The following is a 21,451-nucleotide window of genomic DNA, read 5'->3' as shown; positions in this document are numbered from 1 at the left end:
CATGAGCGAAACGGTAAAAACTTATACGGTAGAGGAAGCCAAGAGGCGTATGGAGCGCTATTGTGCCTATCAGGAACGTTGCCACAAAGAGGTCGTCACTAAGCTCCGACAGATGCGTATGATTCCCGAAGCGATAGATGTTATTGTAGCGTACCTTATTGAGGAAAATTTCCTCAATGAGGAACGCTTTGCTCGTAGCTATGCCAGAGGCAAATTCCGTTTCAAAAAGTGGGGACGCGTACGTATCACCCGCGAGCTGAAGTTTCGCGAGATCTCCCGCTACAATATAGCTTGTGCTATGGAGGAGATAGAGGACGATTATCAAGAGGTATTTGATACCTTGGCAGAGAAAAAGGCCAACACTATCACTGAGAAGAATATCCAAAAAGCACGCCGCAAGCTCGCTGACTACCTGCTCTACAAGGGCTGGGAGTCCTCCATGGTGTACGAAAAGACAGTAGAACTCTTTCCCTATGACGATTAATCCTCTTTTCCCCTATCCTAACATACATACTCATAAGGCAAAAAATAGTCAGGAGGTACAGAACTGCTTCCCTGAAGACACCTACGATGCGGGCGTATTCTCAGTAGGGATTCACCCTTGTTATATCAGTGGGGACGGCCAAGAGCAATGGGCGCAAGTACTTGAACGTGCCTCTCATCCGCTCTGTGTTGCCATAGGCGAATGCGGCTTGGACAAGCGTGCTGCTACGCCTTTGCCCGAGCAGACAGCTCTCTTTGAGCAACATATTGCTCTGGCCAAGCTGCTACATAAGCCGCTGATTATCCATTGTGTCAAGAGCTATGGGGAGCTTATCGGTTTGCGTAAGAAGAGCGGCGCCACAGGTCTGTGGATTCTCCATGGCTTTCACAAGAGTGAAGCCCTTGCCCATGAGCTATTAAAGGCAGGCATCAAGCTCTCTTTCAACATAACCCTATTGCATGACCCTCGCCTGAAACACTTAGTTGAGACGCTCCCCCGTGAGGATTTTTTCTTTGAAACAGACGAAAACAATGACTAATCACATGTATCGTATTCTTCTCTTGCTCTTATGTATAGGTAGCGGCTATGCTCAGGAGCTCCCCCAAAGCCCTATCTCTGCTGGTCGGGACACAGAGGTAGCAGCGTTCTTATTAGCCACCGAAAAGAACAACGCCTACCTTATCGCTGCCCCACGAAAAGCCCCTGAAAGCGGATATTGTATAACCTTAGTAATCCCTATTTTATGAAAGTGTATATTTTAGAAGACGAACCTAATATACTCCGTTATCTCATTTCCCTTGTAGAAAAGCTCCCTTTTGCTCAAACAGTAGGTTATAGCTCGAATATAGCTACTGCAAGGCAGGAGATTCCTGCCCTATCTCCCGAACTGGTACTCTCAGACATACAACTCTCAGATGGGAATAGTCTAACCCTTTTTTCCGAGATAGAAACAGAACACCTACAGCTTATCTTTATCACCGCCTATAGCCAGTTTGCCATAGAAGCACTGAACTTAGGTGCCTTTGCCTATTTGCTTAAGCCTATTGAGGAAACATTCTTTAACCAAACCCTGCTGAGATGTTATCAGAAGAAAGAGCAGTTCAAGGTCGCAGCCTCCCAGCTGCAACTTGCCTTACAATATATAGCCGATAAGAGTCAAATAAGTAGGATCTCTCTTTCTACCGCCGAAGGAATAGATGTAGTGCCTATAGAGAAGATTGTCTACTTGCAGAGCGATAAGGGCTATACCACTTTTTACCTTGACGACGGAAAGAAGATCTTGGTCAGCAAGGTCATCAAGGTATACGAAGGACTTTTGCCCTCCTCACAATTCGTACGCTCTCATCAGTCCTATTTGGTCAATGCTCGCTACGTGCGGAAGTATTACAAAGAGGGGGTTCTGGAGCTAACCACAGGCGAGCGTATCCCCGTGGCCGAACGCCGTAGAGAGCAGGTACAAAAGTGGTTAATGAAAAATGAATAAATAACCAACCTCTACTCTATAGATTCTTGTTTAGAGCTTCTAAAATAAACAATCTCTATACTTTTTTCTTTTTCATTTACATCAAAATAAATAAGAAACCTTCCTTTGAGAATTGTCCTACAATAGAGGTTTAGGCTTTTGCTATATCTCCCTACAAAGTAAGGATTGTTAGCCAAGTCATACTCTAATGCTTCTACAGCTTGTATGATCTTAGCTGAATAGGTAAAAGAACCATTGTGCTCATACCAATAATCAAGTGCATTGTGATAGTCGTTTTTGGCATCAATAGCCCATTTTACTTCCATATTTCTCTCTGGTTTCTTTTTGCAAATCCTGACTACTGATACTCATACCTTGTTGTATCTGCTCTCTTCCTTTCTCTATTTTCTGAATATCTTCCTCTGTCAGTTCTTCAAAAAAATCAGTTTCTTCTCCAAAAGAGACCTCTGTAGCAATTCCTCTAAGAAATCGTTCTATATAAGGCACATCTGACTCTTGCACCTTTGCTTGTAATAACACAGTGTTCATACATTCTTTATTAGGTATCAAAGTCTCCATTCTGATAGTATTTAAATCATGTGCAAAAGTACAAATTTAATTGTTAATTATCAAACTCTAAAAAATAAAAAGTGAAGCGTAAATAGTAAAGAGCATTTTTCACTTTTCGCTTATTTAGCTGCGAATATTTACCCCCCCTGCGAATATTGATTTGTTTTAGCATTTTAAGAATTTTCGTTTAATTTTGCTGCTTAATAACTCTAAATATAAGTCATTATGGGACTATTAGACAAGAATATCACCATTACATTCTTAGAAGGCAAGGTGCCTTTGCAAGACCTCTTTGAAGTCATCAAAGAAAAATTAGGCGACAAGTACAAAGTGGAGTTCATCAAAAAAGGCAATGCTGCCGCTCAGTTTTTGGGAACTTCTGCCTCAGAAGACCGTATCTTCGTGGCCAAAAACGCTTACCACCGTACTTTTATTACCGTAAAGCATGCTCCTATGACCGAGGACATGTCTCGCGAGGACACTTACTTAGGCTTTGACCGCTCTACTATGAAGTGGTGGCTCAAGGGACTCTACAACGAAGGCGGTATGATTGGCCGTTGGATTATCCAAACCATCTATGGTAGCAATTTAGATTTTGACGGAGATATTCTGGAGGCTATCAACAGCAAATACCCTGTACAACAGAAAGACCAAAACGTAGGCATCTCTGCCCTTTGGAAAAGAAACAAATAAAAATCCTTTACCCTATATGAAAAAACTCACCCTCTTAGTAGTAGCGATATTGGCACTTAGCTTTAGCAGTTGCGAATACCTCAGGCTTTGGAAAAATGCTATCTTCCCACCCGCTAAGTATGACCTTACCAAAGGGATTGTAGGAACTGACATGGAGAGCTACCCCCAATATATAGATGATATCCTAAAAGAACTGGTCGAAACCAATAGGCTTAAGTCCGCTGAAGATGCTGAATTCTATGCCATAGGTGCCAATGTGCTCCGTTTGGATCTAGATGAAGTAGCCAAGGCCTCCAAGGTATTGGTCAAGGTACTCACCAACGTAGAGGCAAGTGCTTTTCGGGTTTTCTATATAGATTGCGACAGCGACCGCAGTGTCTTCGGTGAGGAAGGCAGCTCTGCCTTTGTGCTCAAGCGAGACGATGAGACTGCGGCTACCTATGACGACTATAAGGACATACTGTTTCGCCTTTCCGATGTCAAGCCCCTTTTACAAAAGGTTCCCTCCATCCTGAAGAAAGCACTTCAAGAATCCGAGGAAAGTGCCTTTGTAACAAGCTGGGAGATCAGCCGTAACCACCAGACGAAAGCCTTTGAGATAGAAGTGCGTACCCAACCCATGGTGCTGGCAGCCCAAAAAACTACTTTCCGCTTCGATGCGGAAGGTACGCTAATAGACACTAAAAAACCAATCAAATTATAAAATGAAAAAAATCACCCTTTTATTAGGTATGGCACTTACTTTTGTGCTTACCTCTTGTAGCCTTATCTTTGGCAACAAAATGACCGAAAAAGACGGAATCAACGAAGCCAAAGCGATTTTGGAGAAGGAGCAACCTTTTGCAGGGAAGGAATTCTACAAAGTAGGCCTACACACAGGCAAACCCTTAGAAGATGCCTTCAAAGGACTTACTGCCGTTTTCAAAGATCCTGAAAATGAGGGTAAGTATATCTCTCAGGCTTATTGGAAAATAGGCAAACTACAGAACCCTCAAGAAGATTCTGTTAGTGATAACTTAACTCCTTTCAAAGTAGAAGAGATCAATACCGATATGGTGGTAAAAGATGCGGCCGAGCTTTATAAATTCCTTGAAAACAATGAAGAGTTAAAGGATTTCAATCGCTTCAACGTACGCGATATGACCATTATCAAGTGGAAAGGCCAATTCACCATCCTCTATAATGTAACTATGCGCGATAAGAGTGGTGGAACTACCTATTCTGGTAGGAAGAGAACCATTTCTTATTATGAAATTTCTGTCAGCAGAGACAACGATGGCAAATACATCATCGAAGATCAGGACTAATTGAGTGAAAAGTGAAGAGTGAAGAGTGAAAAGCGCTCTTCACTTTTTGTTTTTTACTTATTTTTCTGCGAATATTTACCCCCCCCCGCGAATATTGATTCTTTTACTTATAAGCGCTGAAATTATTTATCTTTGCCCAATAATATAAAATTGTTAGATAATGAAAAAGTTATTAACCATGGCAGGGATAGGCCTTGCCTTAGTTATAAGTAGCTGTAGTTCCCTCACTGGGAGCAAACTCACCAGTGCTGAAGGATTGGAAAAAGCCAAAAAACTCTTAGAGAAAGATCCTTATACAGGCAAGGCTTTCACTAAGGTAATGCTTTGGGCAGGACAACCTTTGGAAGAGAATTTTGAATCCGTAACCGCTCAGTATTTTGATGAGAAGCAAGGCAAAGACGTATCACAAAGAGCCTCCGAGGCAGGTCTTAGCTCCCCTGATGTTTCCACTGACGAACCCTCCAAAGCGGAAACCTTTACCCTCGCCGAAATTCCTTTTGACAAAGTACCTGCCCAGGTGGATAAGATGATAAAGTTCCTAAGTTCACAATCTGAATTAGAAGAAATGGAAGGCTATATCGTGCATTCCCTTGTCTTTACTAAGGAAAACGGACAGATAAAACAAAAATATGAAATCCAGTGCACTAAAAAAGGGGAAGGAAAATCCGTAGAAGGGCGTAATATTGTAACCAATTATTACCAATTCCATGTAACACCTACTGCTGACGGACAATATGAAGTTAGTGAGTGGTAGTATATAAGATTGTTTCACTAAAATCAAACTAATATGAGTCAAGAAATTCCACAAAGTTTGCCTGCTTATTTTGAGTCACATCCTGATCAGTTTGCCAAAAAGAATGACATTGCTAAGAAGGCTATTAACGGAATACTTTTTTTAGCATTCCTTGTACTGATAATTTATCCCGAAATTACCCCTGTAGGGGAGCTATGGGTGTGGCGTATTATTGCTGCCATAGGACTGGTATTCACTGGTTTAGGATTCTATATGGCCTATGATTACTATAATATCCAAACCAAAACGAAAATCAAACAAAAAGGGCATAAGAAATTTGATTCTGGCCATACCACCGTGGAGGAGTTGGCACGCCTTTTAGAACAAGGCAACTACCAAGAGTTGGCGAACCTTCCTTCCAAGAACAACCAACCCTTACAGATGTTCTCTTGGGAGGATAAGGACAACAAGACCTTCTATATCCTTTTGATGAAGTATTTTTCCCCATCGGATTTCAGAGGGGTTACTCCTGTGAAAGTGGTCTCTGGAGCGGACTATGACCGCTATAAGACCATTATCAGTGCGATTGATGGATACTAAGATAGTGACAAATGACAAGTGACAAATAACAGATTCTATAAAAAGTGCTTAATTTGTTGTTTGTCATTTGTTATTATTTTTGTACATTTGCAACGTAAAACAATGAGCTCCTATGGAAATCACCTCTTTAAATCAGTTAGACCTTGTCAATGGGATTTACTCCTATGCCGATTACTTAGTCTGGAAGATAAAGGAGCGTGTGGAGCTGCTCAAGGGAAAGATTCTTGAGATGTCCGCCCCCTCCCCTATCCATCAAGAGATTTCAGGTAACCTGCAAGGGGCTTTGTTTGTCTTCTTGAAAAACAGCAAGTGCAAACTATATACCGCTCCCTTTGATGTACGCTTCCCACAGAAAGGGGAAAGCCAAGTATATACAGTCGTACAACCTGACTTGTGTGTGGTCTGTGATTTTGAAAAAATAGACAGCAAAGGCTGTGTAGGTGCACCTGACTTAGTGGTTGAAATCCTTTCCCCTGGGAACTCTAAAAAAGAGATGAAAAGCAAGTTTGCCCTCTATCAAGAAGAAGGGGTTTGCGAATATTGGGTAGTTGATCCTGAGAGAGAACTTGTTTTTGTCTATGTGGCTGAGAACAAAAAGTTTAAACCCACTATACCCATTGCAGATGACTATGTATACTCCACTATTTTCCCTGATTTTAAGATACATACCTCTGACCTTTTCCATATAAAAAATTAATCATTCGTCATTAATCATTAATCATTATTTTATGACTTTATCCGATGCTAAAGAATATGTTCTCTACGAAGCGCGTAGAGAAAAGCGTATCACCCTAAGAAACCTTATTATCGTAGTGGTACTGATCCTTATAGGAATCATTTTGGCAGTGAAGTACCTGCTGCCTTTTCTAAGCCAACAGACTACCAATGTCCCTACTTATGTGAAATTCGTGCTGCCTTTGGCCTTGCTGCTCACTGCCGCTTATCCCCTTATACGGGTGTGGAAAATCCTTAAGCGTGGCGAGCAGGTAGAGGAGGCTTTCTCCCTAATCGGCCAAGGAGAAGAGTGCCGCATCGTCAGTGAGACAGATGATTACCTCACAGTTATTCCCTTTGGCAAACGCTCTCGTATCCAAATGGACCCTATCTCTTACTTAGGGGTATCCATTAAAAACAAAAACTACACCCTCCCTATCCACTATCGTGCAGGCTCAGCCGAGATCAAGCGTGTCCTTACTGGAGCCGATGAGGGGGCTTACAAGGAAGTGATGTACGAACTCTATAACAAACCGCAGTCCAACACCCTATTTGACAAGGCAGCAGTGAAAAGCCAAGCCGAAAGGGCACCTATCACGCTAAAACCTGTAGCCGAGTTCCGCTCCTTTGCTGAAAAGGAATTAGCCCCTACCCTTGCCTCTATGGAGAAAGGGCGTAGTGCAAGCCATGGAATGTTCAAGACTTCTACTATAGTCGCTGTGGCTTTTGTAGTGATAATGATGGTCTTGACCTTTACAGGTGTACTTAATTTCTCCTCTCAAACAAGTGTGCTGTACTTTATCATAGGTTTTGTAGTTTTTGGTTTCCTATTGAGCTTTATCTCTATGCAACAGGCTAAGAAAAAAATGGCAGGTGCGGAGGATTACACTCAGCTTAAGTCCAAGATTTTCAGCCGTGTGGTGCATTACATCAGCCCTGATTTTCAGTATATAGAAAAGGGACATATAGGCCTTGGTGACCTTCTCTCTTCCTTCCTTTTCCGCCAAGAGCGCTATGACCTTACAGGGGGCGACCAGATTGTAGGTCACTACAATGGGGTGCCTTTCCAGTCTTGTAATTTAGCGCTGACCTATCGCCCAACGGTTCGCAAGGAGAACGAGTCCGACCGAGTAGCTTTCTATGGAAATTACTTTGTGGCACGTTCGCCCAAGACTTTTGAGCACCCTATCGTGATACACCCTGTCAAGAGCTTTTTCGGTACGCTCAAGGACAATGATATAGCCGCTTACCTCAACACAGGGGGCGAGCGTATTCGCTTAGAAGACCCTGAGTTCCAAAAGATGTTTGAGGTATATTGCGATGACCAGATTACTGCCCGCTATGTGCTTACCCCTGCCTTTATGGAGCGCCTCAAAAAGCTCAATGAGCGCTACAAAGGCCAAGTATATATCGCTATCAACACCGACAACATCGTTATTGCGACCAACCGTGGCAATGTGCTCAATGTGGTAGATAGCCCTATCGGTGCCCTCTTCCAAAAAATAGACCTCAACTTAGTTACCCAAGTCTATGAGGAACTGGTAGAACAATTACAAATGATTGAAACCCTTAAACTTAGTGATTAGTAGTTAGTGATTAGTGGTCAGTAGTCAGTGGTCAGCCTCTAACAACTAAAAACTAACCACTGAAAGCTAACCACTAACAACTCAAAACTCAAAACTCCTTATGGTTACTTACATTTTACTCGGTGTAGGAGTGGTAGTACTCTTATACATTGTCTTGGTTTTTAATAAGATAGCCAAGCGAAAAAACCAGATACAGAATGCTATTTCCTCGTTGGATTCGCTTTTTATCCAGCGAGCAGAGCTTATTCCAAACCTTATTGAAACGACCAAGCAGTATATGAACTATGAGCAGGAGACCTTAGCCCAAATCACCGAGCTGCGTACCCCTGTGGTCACTGAAAAACAAAACCCCTACCTGCAACCAGAGAAGGGGAACAAGATGCTGATGAATGTCATGGCACGTGCTGAGGAATACCCTGAGCTAAAGGCTAACCAACAGTTCCTACATCTGCAACATGCTTTCACTGAGTGTGAGGAGCAACTTGCCGCAGGTCGGCGCTACCTGAGTGCCTCCATCACCGACTACAACGATGCCATTGTGACCTTCCCAGCCAATCTGCTGGCGGGACTCTTCGGTTTTACTACTTACCAATGGCAATACGCCACTCAAAAACAGCGTGAAGCGATTGATGCGAAAGAACTCTTCAAATAATGATTAATGCCAATAATGATTAATGATTATCATTATTGGCATTAATTATTGCTGGCATTATTGGCATTAATCATTATTTCACTGCTATGCAGGAGATTTCCACAGCTACACCTTTAGGAAGTTTGGCAACTTGGTAGGTTTCACGGGCAGGAGCTCCCTCACCGAAATAACCGCCATAGATTTCATTTACCTTGGCAAAATTGCCCAAATCGTCCAAGAGAATCGTGGTTTTCACCACTTGGTCAAAGGTATAACCAGCCTCTTCCAAAATTGCTTTAAGGCTCTGCATCACTTGTTTGGCTTGGGGTTCTATGCCTCCAGCAACTACCTCGCCTGTGGCAGGGTCAATAGGAATCTGTCCAGAAACATAGAGGGTGCCATTGGCTTCAATGGCTTGACTGTAAGGGCCTATCGGAGCAGGCGCCTTAGAAGAAAGAATAACTTTTTTCATTATTTAAAGAATTATAGGGTGTTTAGATAGTGACTAATGATAAGTGACAAGTGACTAATCCACTGTGGTATTGGTCATTAGTCGTTAGTCACTTGTCATTAGTCACTTGTCACTTGTCACTTGTCGTTAGTTACTAATTAAGTGTTCTATCTGGTGATTTGTTTTTCTCCCATTTCAGGTCGGAGAGCATAGAGGCCTTTATCCCTATGAAGAAGTGCCATGAATTGCGGTCGCCAAAGGGTGAAAAGCTAAAGGACATACGGAAACTGTTCAAGTCTCGCTCGAAACGGAACTGGGTATAGGTAACCCCCTTATCCTTGAAATCATACCCTGAGGACATCCCTACTCGGAACTTAGGCGTTAGGTCTATATTACCCGACACCATAAGAGAGTTACTAGATATCATAGGGTTACGATTGGTATTGCTATACGAAAGCGAATAGGCAAGGGTCAAGTCCCACGGCATAGAAGCATTGAACAAACGTGTACCTTGCTCCTTTTCCTTGTCTTTGTCATTGGGGTCATCTTCCTTCATGGGTTTGCTCAGATCGGTATTCATAGCCGATCCGAAGAGATCATCGGCACGCCCTCCCGAAGCGGTATTATCCGTATTCTTGCCTTTCTTAAAGTTCTTGCTGGAGAAGGCATAGTTCAGGGTCATATTGGCATTGGTAAAGCGAAAGAGACTCCCTCCGTTGTTGATATTGAACTTGTCCAATTGTCGCCCATTGATATCTATAGCATAAGGGTTAAAGGTTGCTCCAAAATTCACCCCTAACTTATTGTCAAACAGCTGCGTTCCCCCTGTCATATTCAGCGGGGAAAAGCGTTTGGTAACCAGGTCATACCCCGAAGAAAAGTTAAGGCTATTGAGCAACATCACCTTCTTAGGTTTGGCCTCCGCCAGTGAATCCTTGCCCTTCTCGCGCACCTTAGCCTCAAAGGTATTGCTTAGGGAAAAACTCAGCGAACTGGACTCATTGCGACCAGGCGCCCCATAGAGTCCCCCTTCAAAACGGCTATAATCGCGTTTAGTACCAAAGGCATCGGCTATATAGTAGTCGTAATACTTATCAAACGAAGGCGTATAGCCATAATTCACCGAAGGGCGCATCACATGCCTAATGGCCTGTATTTTCTTATCCTTTCCAAAATCAAAAGTCCCATAGATGGTCGTTCCCAGTCCCGCCCCAAAGTTATAGGTCATATAGCGATGAAAGCCATTGATGGTATCCTTAGTGGTCTTGTTGGTCAGTTCGTCATAATCGCGGTACTTGACGGTCTTGAACTGCCAAGTCTCGTTGATAGAGGAGTTAAGCGATACACTGACAAACTTGAGCACCTTGAAGTTGGTTGAGATAGGGATACTATGGCGAAAACCCGTTTGTCCTTTGGCAAACATGGTTTGGGAAAAGAAATCCCTGTCGGTAGTGTTGTAGCGGTTATCCCCCTGTAAGCTATAGTTGAAGTTGATGTTCTGTATCAGTCCCTTCTTGCTCATTCCACGCTTTACAAAGGGGTAGATACGCTCCATACTCACCCGCAAGGCAGGCAAGGTCATCTGGATACTCTGCGTATTGGTATTCTGTGAGTGAGAGGCCGTAAGTGACAGATTCACCGACGGATAGGACGGAAATGTACGCGAATAGGAGATGGACGAGGAAAGCGTATTGTTCAGGAAGTTGGACGAGTTCTCTTGGTTATACGAATTCTTATAGTAAGTGGAGCTACCCAAATTCACCGATGAGGAGAAAGTGGAGAGCGGACTGGACTTAGTATCTTGAGAATGAGACCACTGTATATTATAAATCGAGCTACGGCTGTAATCGGGGAAACCGCGCTGGCTATAGATAAGATTTTCATAACGCACGCTTAGGTTGCCCGAATACTTATAGCGCTTGCGATAAGTAGAAGCCCCCCTAAGACCATAGCTCCCATTGGTATAGTAATCTCCCGTCAGCGCCAAATCCACATAGTCGGAAATCACAAAGTAGTAGCCCCCATTCTGGATATAGTACCCCCTATCATTGACCTCTCCAAAGGTAGGGAAGAGCAAGCCCGAAGTACGTGATTCTACCATAGGGTAATAAGCAAAAGGCAGTGCAATAGGCGTAGGCACATTGGAGATATACATATTGCTAAAGCCTGCTACAATTTTCTTTTTAGGGACAAACTTAGCTTTGCGCAAGCGGATATAATAGTCTGGATCGGTAAGGTCTTCGGCAGTGGTAATCATACCCTCCTTGAAGAAATAAGTAGAGTCATTCTCTTTTTTGATAATCTCGGCACGTATTTTGTTCTCGTCCTGAGTGGTATAGGCGTTGCGGATAATGGCCTTTTTGGTTACATAGTTAAAGCGAATAGAATCAGGCTCAATCACCTGCTCCGCCTGCTTGAACACTGGCGCCTGCACCAGCTCACCCACACTGTCCTTGATACGCCCAGCGTAGGCCTCTCGCTTCTGATAGTCAATCACGCTGATACCCGCCTTAAGATCGGTATCCTCGTAAGTAATCTGAGACTCATCGTATAGTAACACCCTGTTGAGCGGCTTGCTAATGACCACACAATCCTTGGCATGATAGCGCACCACATCGGTAAGCATGGCAGGACTTTTGCGCAGCGAATCCATCTTGAGTGTATCGGCAACCTTGCTAAGGGACGGGGTAAGGGTATCTGTCTTTGAAGTAAGCGTATCTTTCTTTCGAAACTGAGGTTTCACAAGGGAATCACTTGGCTTTAGGAGCGTATCCAAGGGAGGGAGTATAGGAGGCGTAGGGGTATGACCCGCCTGAGACATTTTCAACTCTTGTTGGGCTGAAAGTCCTATAAAGCAGGCAATCAAACTCAGGAATAAGGTATATTTTTTGTATATTTGCAAAATATAAGCAAGCCAGTGTGATTGTTCAACATTTTTTTTTACCTTTGCATTTTGAAAATCAAAGATTTAAGCAATAGGTAAAGACTTTATTTTCAGAGGTCAAACTTACGGATATTTTTTGTATCTCAAAAGAGATAAAGGAAGTTTGTGAATGTTTTTAAAGAAATTTTATAATTAATGAAAAAATATTTTTTCTATATCTTTTTATCCTTTTCCCTCTCTGCCTTGGCGCAGACAGAGACTTTTAAAATCGTCTTAGATGCAGGACATGGCGGAAAAGACCCAGGGAAAGTACATAAGAAAATATTTGAAAAGGATATTGTCCTGAAAATCATTTTGCTCATAGGTAAGGAATTAGAAAAAGACCCTTTATTCAAGGTTACCTACACCCGTAAGGACGACCGCTTTATTGAGCTATACGAGCGCGGAGCTATTGCCAATAAGGCCAAGGCTGACCTCTTCGTATCGGTACACTGCAATTCTTCTCCCAGCAAGGACGCCCATGGATCGGAGTCCTATGTATTGGGGTTACATGCCAATGATATCAACTTTGAAGTAGCCAAGGAAGAAAACCAAGTAATCTTCCTCGAAAAGGACTATAAGGAGCGTTACGCAGGCTATGATATCAACTCCCCAGAGTCCTTCATAGGGCTTTCTATCATGCAGGAGGAGTACCTCGAACAGAGTATCCAAGCGGCCAAGCGGGTACAATCCTCTTTAGCAGAGAACACCCAGCGCCGCGATCGTGGGGTAAAGCAGGCAGGCTTCATCGTCCTACACCAAACGTATATGCCCGCTATGCTCATAGAAACGGGATTCTTGAGTAACCAAGAGGAGCGCGATTACCTCAACTCCGCCACAGGACAACAACAGATTGCCTCCAGCATCGTTAAGGCCATTAAGAGCTATTATAATTGGCTAAAGAATAATAGCCAACTAAGCAAAGAAGCGGTCGCTGCCGCCAATGGCGATCTCTTCTATCGCATACAAATAGCCACTAGCAATAAGGACTTACCCGCAGTCCCTTCCAACTTCAAAGGACTTAGCCCCATTCTCAAAGAGAAGATTGGCAATGCCTTCCGCTACTATTACGGCAAAGAAACCGACCTGAAGAAGATAGAAAACCTTCTGCAACTGGCCAAGAAAAAAGGCTTTACCGACGCTTTTATCGTAACTTTTATCCGTGGGAAAAGAGCAAACTAAAGGAGTGAAAAGTGAAAAGTGAAAAACTAACAACTAACCGCCACTAAAACTGTGAATAAAAATGAACTTAAAGATGTCCTTTGCGGAGCGAGCCAAGTTAGCTATGGAACTCCTATCCAAGCAATCGCCCGTTACCTTAAAAGAAGCGAAAGCTCAAGCCATAAGAGTGAAAAATCGAAGTCAATCAAAGAAGAAGAAACAGAGAGACTCTGTCAGTGGATAGAGATTTGTAGTCAGTAATCAGACTCTGACCACTAACCAGTGAAAACTAACCACTAACCACTGACCACTAACCACTAATTTTTCTTGGTAATTAGCCTTTAAAATCGTATCTTTGCGAAAAGCAGTAAAGACTAAAGAAATGAACAACGCTGAACTTATTCTCTCTGGAGAGGGACGTATCTATCACCTGAATATTCATGCTGAGGATATCGCCCCTAGAATTCTTTTGGTTGGCGACCCGCAGCGGGTACCTGTGGTGAGTGCCCATTTTGACAAAGTGGAATTTACCGCCCACAAGCGCGAGTTTGTAACCCATACTGGCTACTTGGGCGGCAAACGTATCTCAGTGGTTTCCACAGGAATAGGCCCTGATAACATCGATATTGTTCTAAGCGAACTAGATGCACTCTTCAATATTGACTTCAAGCAAAGAGCCCCCAAGGAAGTACATACGCCCTTGACTTTCATTCGATTGGGAACCTCAGGGAGTCTGCAAGCAGATATTCCCGTAGATAGCATTGTCCTTTCCTCTTTTGGCTTGGGTATGGACAACATGCTACACTCCTACAAAGACAGCCCCAAGGTGCGTGAAAGGGCTATGGAAGAGGCCTTTATCTCCCATACACAATGGCTCATGGACAAAGGGCATCCCTATATCGTAAAAGGAAGCGAGGCGCTCCTTGAGAAGCTATACACCCCTGCCGTATTCAAGGGGATCACTGGTACCGCTCCAGGGTTCTATGGCCCACAAGGAAGAAAACTGCGCCTTGCCCCCCAAGACGAACAACTCAATGAGAAATTAGCTTCTTATACCTTTGAAGGGCATCGTATTACCAATATGGAGATGGAAACCGCCGCTATCTATGGCCTCAGCAGACTCTTAGGTCACCAAGCGCTATCTATGAACGCTATCATCGCCAACCGTCCCTTAGGTACATTCTCTGCCGATCCTGGAAAGGCCGTGGAGAAACTTATACAATATGCACTCTCTATAGTGACCAATGACAAGTGACTAGTGACTAACGACAAGTGACTAGTGACTAACGACAAGTGATTAATAATAAAAAAATCCTCACTATGGTGAGGATTTTTACTTAAAACTAACTGATTTCTAATGAGGTTAAAACAACTGATATAAAAACACTAAAAAAGAACTTGCTCATTAGAAAAAACGTAATGGAAATGAAATACTAAAAACATTCCTTTACAGGCGGACTTTTACATCCAAACAACAACAGTGCAAAGATATAACTTTTTCCCGAATAAACAAGCGTTATTTTTAATTATTTTAAATAAAAGTTTTTATTTGTTGATTATCAATTAGTTATACTCTAATCTTATTTCCTCTTTTCTCTCACTGCGTGCGCATGAAAACAAAAAATATTTTTATTTTCCCCTAAGATATTGTACTTTTGCACTTAGAAGTGATCACAGCAGATGAAAAGACTTGATTTTTTAGATTTTCTCAAGAGTTACGCCTTTGTTATTGGGGTAATGAAGTCCTTTGCTATACTCTCTTGCGCTATAGCAGGGTGGTTGTTAGGCAATGTATCGGCGGGACTTACTGCGGCTACGACCATTATCATGATTGCCCCCAGCGATATCCCTGGTAACCGCAAGCACCACTTAGGCGGGATTGTCATCGCTACCCTCTTTGTAGCTATTAGCTCCGTATCGATGAATTTCGTTCATGCCTATGGTTCGCTCTGGCAGCTGCTTACGGTCATGGCTATACTTACCTTTTGCTATGCTTATATCTCTCTCTATGGGGCGAGGGCGGCAATGGTCTCTATTGCTGGGATCTTCACACTCACCTTGGCTTTAGTGCGCCCTTTAGAGGGTATCCATATTCTCTACAATGCACTGTATATATTTTTGGCAGGGGCTTGGTATATCTTTTTAGTTCGGGTACTGATGTGGATACGTCCGCGCCAATACAGCGAACAGCTCTTGGCTATGTGTATGACCCTTACGGCCAAATATTTGCAAACACGCGCCTTGCTCATTCGAGATACTGCTCACCGCGTGGCCAACAAGCAGGTACTCCTTTCCCTACAATCCTCCCTCAATGAGGAATATGAGAAGCTACGCGCGGTGCTGCTCGACTCCCGCTCTAAATCAGGTAAGACCAACTACCTACAGCGCCAGTTCCTCATCTTTATCGAGATGGTGGATATTTTCGAGCTGGCCATTGCCAACCCTATTCCCTACGAAAAGGTGGATAAATATGCTGAAAAGGACGCTGTTTTCTTTGAGAAATATACGCATTTCTTAGAGGAAATCTCCCAGATACTCCTTAAAATGGCCGAGTATATAGGGGAAAGGAAGAAAGGCACCTTCTCCATTAGTCTCAAGAGTCTTTTAGAAAAGCAATTGGAGTTCAAGCAGGCTTATATTTCTATTAGCCAAGAAGGGTCTTTCTCTGAAGAACAGATGCTTTTGGAGAAAATGTACCACTATCTGGCCAAGCAAACCCAAAATATCTACAACGTACAGCAGATATTCAATAATTACTATACCCAAGAGGTGAGTTTTCGCGATGAGAAGAGTTACCGCCGCTTTGTCAGTGCCGACAACTACTCTATCAAGCGCCTGGCCGACCACTTTTCTTTTCAGTCGTCCTTCTTCCGACATGCCTTGCGCCTTGCCATTGTTACAGTCATTGGTTATCTGATTGGGGACGCCTTTAAGGTACAGAACCCCCACTGGATTCTCTTTACCGTGTATGTGATCATGCGCCCTGGTTATGGGCTGACCCTCAAGCGCTCCAAGGATAGGGCTTTGGGCACGCTCATCGGGGCAGGATTTGCTTTTGCCTTGGTCTATATCTGTCAGTTTGTCCTACACTTGGATCACGAGATTTACAAATATATCTATGGGCTAACCATTCTCATGAGTATGCCCTTTGGTTATGGGCTATTGCAGGAGAATTTTAGTATGAGTGCGATCTTCCTCACTCTATACATTGTATTGGCCTACGCTCTTTTTGTTCCTGATGCGATGAGTGTGGTGCAATACCGCGTAGTGGATACGCTAATTGCCTTTGCCCTTTCGGTGAGTGCCAATTACCTGCTCTTCCCCTCATGGGAGCATAAGAACTATAACCTGCTGATTGTCAAAAGTCTTAGAGCGAATTTGGGCTATACCAATGAGCTAATCAAGCGTGCAGACAACCCTGAAATCACTACCGAGTACAAGGTAGCTCGTAAGAAGGCTTTCCTAGCCTTGGCCAACCTGAACGCGGGCTTGCAGCGTATGCTTCAAGAGCCTAAGTCTCAACGGAAGAACTACACTGTCTGCAACGAAATACAGGTACTTCAGCAGGATTTTCTTTCCTGTGTAGCAACCCTTAGCACTCAGCTCAGTGAGACGCCCTCTCCTATTGTACGCGATCTCTTTGTTCGCGCCATACAGGAGATACAGCACAAGCTCCAGCACTGTGTAGCCCTCTTGGACGGCAAGCTCGATGAGGAGATACGCCCCTTTGACCCCAAGGTCTTCTACGAAATCCGACAGACGACCCTTGAGCTATTTGCCGAGCAAGGCAAAACCCCTCGTGCCGATAACCCCTTAGCCGCCATTCGCCCCCAAGAGATGCTCTTTTTTACCGAACAACTCAACTACCTAAGGGAACTGACGGAGAATATTGAGAAAATGATTGCTTCAATCGTTAAGGGGTGATGATTATATAGGTTCAATAATACAAATGTAATCTTAATGATTAAACATATGGATAGTTTTAGAGACAAACATTTAAGAGGAATATGCAAAGATGACTATGTATATAAATATATTCCTTTTAAATATTTAAAAGCAATGCTTCAGAGTAGAACACTAAGAATTAATAAGGTTTTAACATGGGAAGATCCTTATGAAAATTTTTTTTTGAAATCTGATTTTAATACTTATTCTCCCTTTTATAATCAAAATATCCCTGTTGCTACACAAAACCTAATAGATAGGATATATGGACAAAGCTGGACTTCTCTTGAAGAGTCTGATGCTATGTGGCGAATTTATTCAAATGTGAAAGATTTAGACTTTATTGCAATACGACTTAAAATAAAGGTTGACAATTTATTTAATATAGTTTACACTGATGATGATTGTATGGCTACAACAAGCATTGGAAGAGTTAATTATAAAACTGATAAAGAGATAAACCAATGGTTAGATAATATAAAAGATAATACTGATATAATTTCTGACTTTCATAAATATGTTAAAGATTGCCTTCTTATAAAAAGAAAACCTTTTTCTCATGAAGAAGAAGTAAGGATCATTATTTGTAACGGGACAAGTGGTACGGCTAAAGATTTTTTGGAATTCGATATAAAAGACTTATCTGTCTTTGAAGAATTTGTAATAGAGCCAAGATTAGAGCAGGATTGTGTCGAACTAATTACTCAGAGAATTGAAAAATTAGGCATTGATAGATCTAAGATTAGAAAATCTAAACTATACGATTTCCAACCTACAAAATTAACCATTTAATTAATGAGTATAATATAAGTAAATTATAATTTCCTCATATTCTTCTACGGATTCTATAGATAGATTGGCTATAGGAACATTTGATTTAAAGACAAACAAAACCTCCTCCCTACAATAACTTATGCAAATTGTAGCAGTATAATTACACAATCACAGAAATACCATACAATCCATAAGAAATCCTTATTATATCGGACTCAAACTTAATTGGATGGTATTTGGTCAGCTATATCTATAATTTTTTTTAGTAATTCGTTGAATTTGTTATAAGTATACCATTCGGGACCTGATTTTAATTCCTTTTCTCTCTCTTCAATAGATTCTTGTAGTTGTCTATAAAATACTATTTCTGATCTTAATATAACAGAAGAATACGTGATTCTATCCTTTATCAAATCTGAAATATTCTGTCTTAAACGAATATTTTTATTATAAAAATCAAAGATTAACAGACTATCAATATATGTAAAAATAGGAATATTGTTATATTCTTCTTTTACTTTCTGACACCAAAGTTCAAAATCTGTTTCTAACAATACACTATCTTTTCTATATTTTTCTTCTTCTTTCTCTTTATTTATAGCAAGACAATACTCTATAATTCCTTCTATATTATTTTGTTTGTCTGATTTTTCAAAATAGGGTAACCTTCTGAATAAGTCAGGATTGTATGTAAACCTATCCTTCCCCTTTTCTATTCCTCTGATTATCCTTTCTTTCAAGTCTTCCTCTGCTATTCCTAAAGGATTATTATATTTTATGACATGATTATATATTCCTACATAATCTTCTAATCTATAGTCTCCTATATCTACATATTCTAGCATTTTATATAGTAGTTTCTTATACTCTTCATTTGAAATTTCAAAGATATAGTCACTATTAATCTCATTATATACTTTATAAGATTCTGAGATATCTTGCCCTTCTACTATTCCACTTTTTTCTTTTACTTCTTTTTCAAATAGTGTGGAATCAAAAGTGTTTATTCCTACTATGTAATCAAAAATGGATTCATAAAATTCATAATCATAATGCCCATAGTATTTATATTTAAGCTTACTAGGGTCTGTTTTTTCTCCCTTCTTAACTTTTACAGAGATATCTTTATCCTCTTCAATAGAGTCTTCTCCTTCATCTCTAATAAAATCCAAAAAAGGCCATAATTCATAACTCATAGTTTCTTTATCTTCTTTCGAACACCTTGCCCGTTTAAATTCAATAGCTATAGCTATTGTAAACAAAAGTGTTCTTTTTAAGATGTTATTTTTATTAGATTGTATATATCCAATATGAGGAGCTATGATTCCTATTTGTGAAAAAATATCATGATAATAACTTAAGATAAATTTTAAAGTGCGTATATTTTTGTAGTCTTGGAAAAAGCTACAGATAAACTCTTTTTCTTTTTGTAAGAATTTTGTATATTCTGAGAAACTTTGAAACTCATTTTGTATAAGAATATCAAAAACTTCTTCTATGTTAATCTTATACTCTATTTCTCTACCTATCAGTTTTTCTTTTATCTCATCAAAACTTTCATCTTTTATTTTGTCAGTATTTGCTATGATAATTGTTTTTAGATTGTTGTTTTCAGTAAGGTTATTTATATAACCTATGAGGCTATCTATGGGGAAAGTTTTGCTTATTCTTTCTAAGTCATCAAAACAAATAACAAGGTTATTTGTTCCTGAGTCTATTACATCACTATTAGGAATTTCGGGGATATATTCTTTTATTTTAGGGATACTTAAAAAGAGTTTAAAGATTTCCTTCCCCCATTTTACTTCTTTGTTTAAGGAGGGGTATAGTTCCGCTACAATTCTTCTTTCTATATCATCTATATTTGTAACGCCTGATAGAGAGACTCTAATAGGTTTGTATTTGACACTTTCATTTTCTTTAATGCTTGTTCCCTTTATTTCTTCACTCAGTTTATTATCAAAGAAATAGGTTTTGCCTACGCCCCATTCTCCTGTGATGAGGAGGGCGTTATTGGTTTCTCGTGTGAGGTAGTCTTTGACTATATTGATGATCTTTTGCATAGGTTCTTCTATAATATTGTATTGCGGTTTCTTTCTTCCAAAGAGAAATAACAACCAACGAGTTATAAGTTTTTTTTACAATTTCTTTAAGTTTCTCTATCCCTACCTATTATAATATTCTATTTCATAGAGATTGCAAAATACTAATTTTTATAACTCAAAAGAAAAAATTTATATTTTTTTGAGTGGTCAAAATGTGTCCTTTTGTTAATTTGTTAATTCGCTAATGAATTTATATTTCAATTGGCTGTTCATTAAAAACCAATGTTCACTAAAAATGAACATGCAAAATTAGTGAACATTTTTATTTTATACAATAAGGGTAAATTGCTATTTGTCTCTATATGGTTAAAACTTCGGTTTGAGGCTATACTTGAGGTAGAATTTCTCAATGATATCTTCTACTTCATCGGCAGTATCTACAATTCTGAAGATATCCATATCCTTAGCGGCGATGTTGCCGAACTTGTCCAAGAGGACTTCCTTGATCCATGCTACCAATCCACTCCAGAACTCGGAGCCTACCAAGATGATAGGGAAAGGTTCTATCTTAGTGGTCTGAATCAGGGTAATAGCTTCAAAAAGTTCGTCCATAGTACCAAAACCTCCTGGGAAAACGACAAAGGCTTGGGAGTAGCGGACAAACATGACCTTGCGAGCAAAAAAATAGTTGAAATGCAAGTTCTTATCTCTGTCTATATAGGGGTTGTCGTGTTGCTCAAAGGGGAGTTCTATATTGATTCCTACCGAAGCCCCCTCGCCCTGAGTAGCGCCTTTGTTGGCTGCTTCCATGATCCCTGGGCCTCCGCCTGTGATCACTCCAAAGCCCATGCCTACAATACGCTCGGCAATCTCTGTGGCCAAGTTGTAATACTTGCTATCGGGCTGGATACGGGCAGAGCCAAAAATGGAAATACAAGGGCCTATAGCACTAAGGCGTTCGTAGCCTGTAACAAATTCGCTCATGATCTTGAAGATCCCCCAAGCATCATGTTGTTGTAATTGAAATTCTTCAAATTGTCGTTTTTTTGTCATCTTTTATAATTGTTAATTATTAATTGTCAATTGTTAATTCAAGTTTCCCATGCTGGCGCGAGCTTGCTGCTCATGCCTATAATGAACTTATTTAAGTTTCGCAAGTTGTTTTTAGGTTGCTATTGAAATTGCAAGTAACTGATAAACAATTATTTGTAAAAACCTCCCCCCAACCCCCCTCCAAAGGGGGAGCTTTAAGGGCGTTGAAATGGTCTAATTTGTTTATTAAATTAGAAAATTTCCCTTTTATAACTTATTGAACCTCTATTACTTACTAACTCCCCCCTTGAGGGGGGGGTAGGGGGGATGTTTTGAGAAT

The 21,451-nt window shown here is 41.0% G+C and carries 23 protein-coding genes; 17 read left to right on the top strand and 6 right to left on the bottom strand.

Going from position 1 to position 21,451, the window contains the following annotated elements:
• The first annotated feature begins 1 nt into the window (after nt 1).
• Genes HMPREF1154_RS11710 through HMPREF1154_RS11695 form a run of 4 tightly spaced genes read left to right on the top strand, consistent with a single transcriptional unit; the run spans nt 2 to nt 1,967 of the window.
• On the top strand, nt 2-484 hold the full coding sequence (locus HMPREF1154_RS11710; RefSeq protein WP_009642822.1) for a regulatory protein RecX: 483 nt from the start codon (nt 2-4) through the stop codon (nt 482-484).
• A complete protein-coding gene (locus tag HMPREF1154_RS11705; protein ID WP_009642834.1) occupies nt 474-1,022 on the top strand; it encodes a TatD family hydrolase in 549 nt (182 codons plus the stop codon). Before HMPREF1154_RS11710 ends, HMPREF1154_RS11705 begins: the two co-directional genes overlap by 11 nt.
• A 4-nt stretch (nt 1,023-1,026) precedes the next feature.
• Nucleotides 1,027-1,230 carry a hypothetical protein gene (locus tag HMPREF1154_RS11700; RefSeq protein WP_009642794.1) on the top strand — a complete coding sequence of 68 codons (204 nt, stop codon included), beginning with the start codon at nt 1,027-1,029 and terminating at the stop codon, nt 1,228-1,230.
• Nucleotides 1,227-1,967 carry a LytR/AlgR family response regulator transcription factor gene (locus HMPREF1154_RS11695; RefSeq protein ID WP_009642817.1) on the top strand — a complete coding sequence of 247 codons (741 nt, stop codon included), beginning with the start codon at nt 1,227-1,229 and terminating at the stop codon, nt 1,965-1,967. The genes HMPREF1154_RS11700 and HMPREF1154_RS11695 overlap by 4 nt, the downstream gene beginning before the upstream one ends.
• Before the next feature lie 11 nt (nt 1,968-1,978).
• Here the strand turns inward: HMPREF1154_RS11695 and HMPREF1154_RS11690 are convergent, their stop codons facing one another.
• Both HMPREF1154_RS11690 and HMPREF1154_RS11685 read right to left on the bottom strand, forming a co-directional pair.
• A complete protein-coding gene (locus HMPREF1154_RS11690) occupies nt 1,979-2,272 on the bottom strand; it encodes a type II toxin-antitoxin system RelE/ParE family toxin (RefSeq protein ID WP_009642847.1) in 294 nt (97 codons plus the stop codon).
• Nucleotides 2,250-2,525, bottom strand: coding sequence for a hypothetical protein (locus HMPREF1154_RS11685; RefSeq protein WP_009642848.1), 276 nt, complete (start codon nt 2,523-2,525; stop codon nt 2,250-2,252). Before HMPREF1154_RS11685 ends, HMPREF1154_RS11690 begins: the two co-directional genes overlap by 23 nt.
• A 216-nt stretch (nt 2,526-2,741) precedes the next feature.
• Between HMPREF1154_RS11685 and HMPREF1154_RS11680 the strand changes: the two genes are divergently transcribed.
• The 8 genes from HMPREF1154_RS11680 to HMPREF1154_RS11645 all read left to right on the top strand — a co-directional run bounded on the left by HMPREF1154_RS11680 (nt 2,742) and on the right by HMPREF1154_RS11645 (nt 8,801).
• The gene (locus HMPREF1154_RS11680) at nt 2,742-3,209 is read left to right on the top strand and encodes a hypothetical protein (RefSeq protein ID WP_009642795.1); all 468 of its coding nucleotides are present in this window, start codon (nt 2,742-2,744) and stop codon (nt 3,207-3,209) included.
• Nucleotides 3,210-3,225: 16 nt separating this feature from the next.
• Complete coding sequence (locus tag HMPREF1154_RS11675) at nt 3,226-3,912, top strand: hypothetical protein (RefSeq protein WP_009642796.1); 687 nt, start codon at nt 3,226-3,228, stop codon at nt 3,910-3,912.
• Between the two features lies 1 nt (nt 3,913).
• Entirely contained in the window at nt 3,914-4,516 is a 603-nt protein-coding gene (locus tag HMPREF1154_RS13030) for a hypothetical protein (protein ID WP_009642830.1), read from the top strand.
• Between the two features lie 160 nt (nt 4,517-4,676).
• Entirely contained in the window at nt 4,677-5,270 is a 594-nt protein-coding gene (locus HMPREF1154_RS11665) for a hypothetical protein (protein ID WP_034567460.1), read from the top strand.
• A 33-nt stretch (nt 5,271-5,303) separates the two neighbouring features.
• Complete coding sequence (locus tag HMPREF1154_RS11660) at nt 5,304-5,849, top strand: hypothetical protein (protein ID WP_009642805.1); 546 nt, start codon at nt 5,304-5,306, stop codon at nt 5,847-5,849.
• A gap of 112 nt (nt 5,850-5,961) precedes the next feature.
• The gene (locus HMPREF1154_RS11655; protein WP_009642835.1) at nt 5,962-6,546 is read left to right on the top strand and encodes a Uma2 family endonuclease; all 585 of its coding nucleotides are present in this window, start codon (nt 5,962-5,964) and stop codon (nt 6,544-6,546) included.
• Between the two features lie 31 nt (nt 6,547-6,577).
• Nucleotides 6,578-8,149 carry a DUF3137 domain-containing protein gene (locus tag HMPREF1154_RS11650; protein WP_009642807.1) on the top strand — a complete coding sequence of 524 codons (1,572 nt, stop codon included), beginning with the start codon at nt 6,578-6,580 and terminating at the stop codon, nt 8,147-8,149.
• 100 nt (nt 8,150-8,249) lie between these two features.
• Nucleotides 8,250-8,801: a LemA family protein gene (locus HMPREF1154_RS11645; RefSeq protein WP_009642855.1), complete on the top strand. Its 552-nt coding sequence runs from the start codon at nt 8,250-8,252 to the stop codon at nt 8,799-8,801.
• 73 nt (nt 8,802-8,874) lie between these two features.
• On the opposite strand, the gene HMPREF1154_RS11640 is transcribed toward HMPREF1154_RS11645, so the two are convergent.
• Both HMPREF1154_RS11640 and HMPREF1154_RS11635 read right to left on the bottom strand, forming a co-directional pair.
• Nucleotides 8,875-9,252, bottom strand: coding sequence for a RidA family protein (locus HMPREF1154_RS11640; RefSeq protein WP_009642818.1), 378 nt, complete (start codon nt 9,250-9,252; stop codon nt 8,875-8,877).
• Nucleotides 9,253-9,385: 133 nt separating this feature from the next.
• On the bottom strand, nt 9,386-12,133 hold the full coding sequence (locus HMPREF1154_RS11635; protein ID WP_009642829.1) for a putative LPS assembly protein LptD: 2,748 nt from the start codon (nt 12,131-12,133) through the stop codon (nt 9,386-9,388).
• 177 nt (nt 12,134-12,310) lie between these two features.
• Here HMPREF1154_RS11635 and HMPREF1154_RS11630 point away from each other — a divergent pair, with 177 nt between their 5' ends.
• The 5 genes from HMPREF1154_RS11630 to HMPREF1154_RS11615 all read left to right on the top strand — a co-directional run bounded on the left by HMPREF1154_RS11630 (nt 12,311) and on the right by HMPREF1154_RS11615 (nt 18,052).
• Complete coding sequence (locus HMPREF1154_RS11630) at nt 12,311-13,336, top strand: N-acetylmuramoyl-L-alanine amidase family protein (RefSeq protein ID WP_009642800.1); 1,026 nt, start codon at nt 12,311-12,313, stop codon at nt 13,334-13,336.
• A gap of 61 nt (nt 13,337-13,397) precedes the next feature.
• Entirely contained in the window at nt 13,398-13,559 is a 162-nt protein-coding gene (locus HMPREF1154_RS13240) for a hypothetical protein (RefSeq protein WP_157231285.1), read from the top strand.
• Nucleotides 13,560-13,697: 138 nt separating this feature from the next.
• Nucleotides 13,698-14,570, top strand: a complete 873-nt coding sequence (locus HMPREF1154_RS11625) for a nucleoside phosphorylase (RefSeq protein WP_009642842.1) — start codon at nt 13,698-13,700, stop codon at nt 14,568-14,570.
• Between the two features lie 425 nt (nt 14,571-14,995).
• Nucleotides 14,996-17,239 (top strand): FUSC family protein, encoded by a 2,244-nt coding sequence (locus HMPREF1154_RS11620; protein ID WP_009642849.1) that lies wholly within the window; start codon nt 14,996-14,998, stop codon nt 17,237-17,239.
• A 48-nt stretch (nt 17,240-17,287) separates the two neighbouring features.
• A complete protein-coding gene (locus HMPREF1154_RS11615) occupies nt 17,288-18,052 on the top strand; it encodes a DUF2971 domain-containing protein (protein WP_157231284.1) in 765 nt (254 codons plus the stop codon).
• Nucleotides 18,053-18,255: 203 nt separating this feature from the next.
• Here HMPREF1154_RS11615 and HMPREF1154_RS11610 read toward each other — a convergent pair whose 3' ends face one another.
• A complete protein-coding gene (locus HMPREF1154_RS11610; RefSeq protein ID WP_157231283.1) occupies nt 18,256-20,097 on the bottom strand; it encodes a P-loop NTPase fold protein in 1,842 nt (613 codons plus the stop codon).
• 348 nt (nt 20,098-20,445) lie between these two features.
• Entirely contained in the window at nt 20,446-21,132 is a 687-nt protein-coding gene (locus tag HMPREF1154_RS11605; RefSeq protein WP_009642827.1) for an LOG family protein, read from the bottom strand.
• Nucleotides 21,133-21,451: the final 319 nt, after the last annotated feature.

The organism is Capnocytophaga sp. CM59 (genome assembly GCF_000293175.1).
In the GTDB taxonomy this organism is placed as follows: domain Bacteria; phylum Bacteroidota; class Bacteroidia; order Flavobacteriales; family Flavobacteriaceae; genus Capnocytophaga; species Capnocytophaga granulosa.
Note: the sequence above shows the minus strand (reverse complement) of the source record. Positions and strands in the feature narration are given on the sequence as shown.

Bases quoted from the DNA above. Each gene is read 5' to 3' on its own strand.
- HMPREF1154_RS11710 (WP_009642822.1), top strand. From the start codon at position 2: ATGAGCGAAACGGTAAAAACTTATACGGTAGAGGAAGCCAAGAGGCGT.
- HMPREF1154_RS11705 (WP_009642834.1), top strand. From the start codon at position 474: ATGACGATTAATCCTCTTTTCCCCTATCCTAACATACATACTCATAAG.
- HMPREF1154_RS11700 (WP_009642794.1), top strand. From the start codon at position 1,027: ATGTATCGTATTCTTCTCTTGCTCTTATGTATAGGTAGCGGCTATGCT.
- HMPREF1154_RS11695 (WP_009642817.1), top strand. From the start codon at position 1,227: ATGAAAGTGTATATTTTAGAAGACGAACCTAATATACTCCGTTATCTC.
- HMPREF1154_RS11690 (WP_009642847.1), bottom strand. From the start codon at position 2,272: ATGGAAGTAAAATGGGCTATTGATGCCAAAAACGACTATCACAATGCA.
- HMPREF1154_RS11685 (WP_009642848.1), bottom strand. From the start codon at position 2,525: ATGGAGACTTTGATACCTAATAAAGAATGTATGAACACTGTGTTATTA.
- HMPREF1154_RS11680 (WP_009642795.1), top strand. From the start codon at position 2,742: ATGGGACTATTAGACAAGAATATCACCATTACATTCTTAGAAGGCAAG.
- HMPREF1154_RS11675 (WP_009642796.1), top strand. From the start codon at position 3,226: ATGAAAAAACTCACCCTCTTAGTAGTAGCGATATTGGCACTTAGCTTT.
- HMPREF1154_RS13030 (WP_009642830.1), top strand. From the start codon at position 3,914: ATGAAAAAAATCACCCTTTTATTAGGTATGGCACTTACTTTTGTGCTT.
- HMPREF1154_RS11665 (WP_034567460.1), top strand. From the start codon at position 4,677: ATGAAAAAGTTATTAACCATGGCAGGGATAGGCCTTGCCTTAGTTATA.
- HMPREF1154_RS11660 (WP_009642805.1), top strand. From the start codon at position 5,304: ATGAGTCAAGAAATTCCACAAAGTTTGCCTGCTTATTTTGAGTCACAT.
- HMPREF1154_RS11655 (WP_009642835.1), top strand. From the start codon at position 5,962: ATGGAAATCACCTCTTTAAATCAGTTAGACCTTGTCAATGGGATTTAC.
- HMPREF1154_RS11650 (WP_009642807.1), top strand. From the start codon at position 6,578: ATGACTTTATCCGATGCTAAAGAATATGTTCTCTACGAAGCGCGTAGA.
- HMPREF1154_RS11645 (WP_009642855.1), top strand. From the start codon at position 8,250: ATGGTTACTTACATTTTACTCGGTGTAGGAGTGGTAGTACTCTTATAC.
- HMPREF1154_RS11640 (WP_009642818.1), bottom strand. From the start codon at position 9,252: ATGAAAAAAGTTATTCTTTCTTCTAAGGCGCCTGCTCCGATAGGCCCT.
- HMPREF1154_RS11630 (WP_009642800.1), top strand. From the start codon at position 12,311: ATGAAAAAATATTTTTTCTATATCTTTTTATCCTTTTCCCTCTCTGCC.
- HMPREF1154_RS13240 (WP_157231285.1), top strand. From the start codon at position 13,398: ATGAACTTAAAGATGTCCTTTGCGGAGCGAGCCAAGTTAGCTATGGAA.
- HMPREF1154_RS11625 (WP_009642842.1), top strand. From the start codon at position 13,698: ATGAACAACGCTGAACTTATTCTCTCTGGAGAGGGACGTATCTATCAC.
- HMPREF1154_RS11620 (WP_009642849.1), top strand. From the start codon at position 14,996: ATGAAAAGACTTGATTTTTTAGATTTTCTCAAGAGTTACGCCTTTGTT.
- HMPREF1154_RS11615 (WP_157231284.1), top strand. From the start codon at position 17,288: ATGGATAGTTTTAGAGACAAACATTTAAGAGGAATATGCAAAGATGAC.
- HMPREF1154_RS11610 (WP_157231283.1), bottom strand. From the start codon at position 20,097: ATGCAAAAGATCATCAATATAGTCAAAGACTACCTCACACGAGAAACC.
- HMPREF1154_RS11605 (WP_009642827.1), bottom strand. From the start codon at position 21,132: ATGACAAAAAAACGACAATTTGAAGAATTTCAATTACAACAACATGAT.